Here is a 201-nt window from a genome sequence, read left to right as displayed (position 1 = left end):
TAGTGCACCAATGTTCTCACCTGCACGACCTTCGTCAAGCAACTTACGGAACATTTCAACACCAGTACAAGTCGTCGCAGTTGTCTCACGGATACCGATCAATTCAACTTCGTCACCTACGTTCACGATACCACGCTCAACACGGCCTGTTACAACAGTACCACGACCAGCGATTGAGAATACGTCTTCGATAGGCATCAA

1 protein-coding gene is annotated in these 201 nt (G+C 48.3%); it reads right to left on the bottom strand.

Annotation, left to right across the window (positions count from 1 at the left end):
• Positions 1-201 (bottom strand): EF-Tu/IF-2/RF-3 family GTPase (locus Q0698_RS13315; protein WP_298637166.1); only part of this gene is annotated, 201 nt, incomplete at both ends.

The sequence above is a fragment of the uncultured Umboniibacter sp. genome (assembly GCF_947497555.1).
Lineage (GTDB): Bacteria > Pseudomonadota > Gammaproteobacteria > Pseudomonadales > DSM-25080 > Umboniibacter.
Note: the sequence above shows the minus strand (reverse complement) of the source record. Positions and strands in the feature narration are given on the sequence as shown.